Annotated in this window: 4 protein-coding genes; 2 read left to right on the top strand and 2 right to left on the bottom strand. The window is 35.8% G+C overall.

The annotated features are described in order from the left end of the window. Window positions 1–113 precede the first annotated feature (113 nt). Complete coding sequence (locus M901_RS03080; RefSeq protein ID WP_198295331.1) at window positions 114–1,205, bottom strand: methyltransferase; 1,092 nt, start codon at window positions 1,203–1,205, stop codon at window positions 114–116. A gap of 93 nt (window positions 1,206–1,298) precedes the next feature. Here M901_RS03080 and M901_RS03075 point away from each other — a divergent pair, with 93 nt between their 5' ends. Together M901_RS03075 and M901_RS03070 are read left to right on the top strand one after the other, a co-directional pair. Then, window positions 1,299–2,249, top strand: a complete 951-nt coding sequence (locus tag M901_RS03075) for a DUF4423 domain-containing protein (protein ID WP_021276708.1) — start codon at window positions 1,299–1,301, stop codon at window positions 2,247–2,249. Between the two features lie 111 nt (window positions 2,250–2,360). Then, window positions 2,361–2,747 carry a hypothetical protein gene (locus tag M901_RS03070; RefSeq protein ID WP_021276710.1) on the top strand — a complete coding sequence of 129 codons (387 nt, stop codon included), beginning with the start codon at window positions 2,361–2,363 and terminating at the stop codon, window positions 2,745–2,747. On the opposite strand, the gene M901_RS03065 is transcribed toward M901_RS03070, so the two are convergent. After that, on the bottom strand, window positions 2,737–3,554 hold an 818-nt coding region (locus M901_RS03065), incomplete at its 5' end, for a methyltransferase domain-containing protein (protein ID WP_021276709.1). The genes M901_RS03070 and M901_RS03065 overlap by 11 nt on opposite strands.

Raw genomic sequence — 3,554 nt, 5'->3', positions numbered from 1 at the left:
TGAGTCCAAGAACTAAGAACTTTCTCATAAAACCTCCGAAATTTAATTTTATCTACCAAGGAGATATCAAAAAGTCTAAGGTTTTACAAAACAAGTTTTCTTTATGGTAAAAATTAAGCTGAAGTAAATATACAAAGATTACTTTCATCTATAAGAAGAGGCTCGGGCCAGCCATTTTTACGAGAAACCGCGACTAACTTCTCTCGTGCATTTCCTTTAGTGACAATCGTCACCTTCTGCTTCTTACTCACCTCAACAATCTGATTGAGAATATACTCGTAAGTCTCTGCTGTGAATGGGTCATAGAGATAATAGACTTCGGCAATTGGGAGCTCAAATGAATCCAAAGAAAGATCTTGAGCGTAGAAAGCGAGAGAGTCGCTAAGGTTTAAATCATTCTTAGCTTCATTGGCAATATCAACTCGCTCAGAGACAAATTCATAACCAATAATTTCTAAATCGGGTCTTAATAAAGAGTAGACCAGTCCTACTCTTCCATAACCTGAACCGAGATCAATGATCCTATCCCCTTCACTAAGGTTAAGATTCTCCAAGGCCAAAAGAATCGTCGAATAACCTGATTGAACACCAACTCCTGCACCAGCATAGAGTCTCTCTTTCTCATTTGGATCAAATTCAATATCTAATTCTTTTGTATAGTTAAGATTAAAGAGATCATCGATATTATCAAAAGTTCGATAGAGCCTTGGTCCGTTATGTCCAAGAGATTGCAGGCGTCCCTCTTGTGCTCTTTCTTCTACATTATAGAATTGGGACATTTCCTCAAGTGCTTTAATTAAGAAGGTCTTACGTTGAGTACGCGGCTCCTTGGCAATATAATTTAAAGCATTATGCTCCATCGTTAGAGCTTTTTTACGAGTCTTCTTATAACTTCCCTTATTAGAGATAAGGATATCTTTTAAAAAGTTGAGAGTTTTTAAATCTTCTTGAAAAGCAGTAGTATAAAAAGAACTAACCGTATCGTGATTCTCATGAGTTTCATTCTTTATTAACCACAACTGCTCTTTAAGATAATCACAAGCGGTCTTTAAAAAAGCAGAAAGAATGTAAACTTCAGCAATCGTTTTCGATTCGAGTTCATCATAATTAATCAGATTATCAGATAAAAAAGAATTGAGAATTGTTTCTTGAGAGAGAGTCATACTAGCGTTCCTTTGATGAATACGAACATGGTTGCTATGCATGGCCCTATTTATAACTTTACGATAACTTCTCAAAGGGCATTGGTAAAGGATTTAAATTGATGACTTTTTTGAAACACTCATTAATAATTAAGTATGGATTACAAAAAGATAGCAAGTGAAATTATCAGGGCCATGAGAGCAGAGCTTTCTCAAGAGCAACTCAATAGAAAGCTAAATTCGAGTTCAAATCAAGTTCACCGTTGGGAAAAAGGTCATACAAGAGTTGAATGGAATGACTTTCTCAATATCTCTAAAGCTCTAAAACTTGATATTAACAAACTCTTCTATAGCTACTATCGCTATGAAAATGTCACAAATAGCATCCACAACTTTCTAAATTATCTCTTTGCAGGACAGTCTATTGCGAAAGTCTCAAAGAAAGTAAATATCAGTGAAAGCAAACTCAGAAGAATCATGAATTCTGAAACTAGCCCTACTCTAGATAGCATTTTACAAATTCTCTTTTCTTTCGATCAAATGGAGGCCTTTGCACTTATTCACGAACTTACTGATGGAAAGCCGATTCCTTCATTGGCAGAAGAAAAAGAACGTTCAGATCTTATTGTAAAAAGTTATCATGAAAACCCCGCTCTGGGCTTAATTCTCATATGCCTTGAACTTCCTGAGTATAAGTCTCTTAGTGGCCATAGAGATAGCTGGCTAAGTGAAATCACAGGTATCCCTATTAAAGAAGTTAATGAACTACTCAAACTTTCAGAGGAAGTAGGACTACTCATCAAAGACAATGGAAAATATCATGCAGGAAAATTCAAACTGAGTGATCGTGGTGATGCTCAGGCCATGAGAAGAGTTCGTCACTATTGGACGGCCCTTGCTTTGAAAAAACAAGAAAGAAAATCTGCCCACGATGCCTTTGGCTCTATTGTTTTTACAACATCAAAAGAAGCCAAAGAAAAGATCATTGCTCGTTATCTTAGTTTCTTTGATGACTTTAAACAAATCGTCGAAGAGGATCAATCGCCGCCCGAGCTTCCATTTGTAATGAATTTTCAATTATTTACCCCCGGCCATTACGAAGACTAGCCCATTTTGAATGAAGACCATTCATTTTCAAAGAGGATTTCTTTACCACTGTAGTTCAAAGCGTTGCCTTCTCAATTTCTTACGACATATAAGAGAATAAAGGGAGGCCTAATGAAAAAGTTAATTCTACTAGTACTATTATGTTTTAGCGCTCAAGCGAATTCTGATTTTCTTAATATGATTAAGAACAAAGAAATCAATCTTGCTTTTGACGATGGTGAGATCAACACTATTAGCTTCACAACGAATAAGTATGGAATAACAACCGCAACTTATAAAGATGAAAGAGGAAAAGAAGTCAAAGGGATGAGTTTAAGATTTGTCATTGTTGATGATGTTGAATACCTAAAATTATACAAAGACCGCAAGGCCCCAAGTGGAACTTATAAGTACTCTATTAAGATTTTCATCCCAACTGACTATAGGCCATATAAATCGAAGGCCTTTGTAGATGCGAGATGGGGATTTTTTAAAAGGCCGTTATTCTTTATTGAGTAACCTTATAAAAATTCACAAAGCGATCATCCTGTTTTTGACTATCGAAGGAATCAAGCTTCTCTAGGCCATCTAATGAATCAAGTGCATTTAGCATAAGATCATCCCAACCGGAGATAAAGAGCATATAGAACTTCTTTCCTTCTTTAATCATCTTTTCAAAACTTGCAATCAATCTTGGAACGTCATCAGTACCGACAGGATCGAATAAGTAATAAGCATCGTAACCTTCAAGATCCTCTGGCGTATCTAAAAAATTACTAGTTTGGAATGATAAATTTGGAATAGCAAAATGGTTCACAATATTATTGGTAAAATCAACTCTTTCTTTGACGAGTTCTAACCCATGGAATTTGATTTTAGGCGAACTCATCAAGGCCATATAGAACAGAGCACGTCCTGAGCCTGAACCAAGATCACAAAGAGAATGAATCTCAGGGTGATCGGAAATGAATGTTGTTAATCGCTTTAAATCCTCATAACTAGCACTGTAAACATGATATCCTTCGCCATGTATAATATTACTATCAGAGTCATCATATTCTTCAGGATATAACTCTTCGATATCGATGATCTGTAATAATCGATCGAAGATAAGAGGTTTAAAACTTGGGTCAAAACCATTAGCAGAGATGACCTCCTCAACTAAGACAAATATCTCTTTAACTAAGCTAAAGCTTAATCCATCAAAGAGCCTCTCTTCTAGTACAAGGGCATCTCGTTTATTGATATGGCAAATCTTATTTAAGAATTTAGTTTTTTCTTCTAAAGATTTCGATAATATAGACTCCCATTTCTGGGAACTGCTTT

It is taken from the genome of Bacteriovorax sp. DB6_IX (genome assembly GCF_000447775.1).
GTDB lineage: Bacteria > Bdellovibrionota > Bacteriovoracia > Bacteriovoracales > Bacteriovoracaceae > Halobacteriovorax_A.
This window is presented reverse-complemented; position numbering and strand designations above follow the sequence as displayed.

What these genes read in the sequence shown, in the direction of transcription:
- M901_RS03080 (WP_198295331.1), bottom strand. Translation starts at nt 1,205, where the DNA reads ATGCATAGCAACCATGTTCGTATTCATCAAAGGAACGCTAGTATGACT.
- M901_RS03075 (WP_021276708.1), top strand. Translation starts at nt 1,299, where the DNA reads ATGGATTACAAAAAGATAGCAAGTGAAATTATCAGGGCCATGAGAGCA.
- M901_RS03070 (WP_021276710.1), top strand. Translation starts at nt 2,361, where the DNA reads ATGAAAAAGTTAATTCTACTAGTACTATTATGTTTTAGCGCTCAAGCG.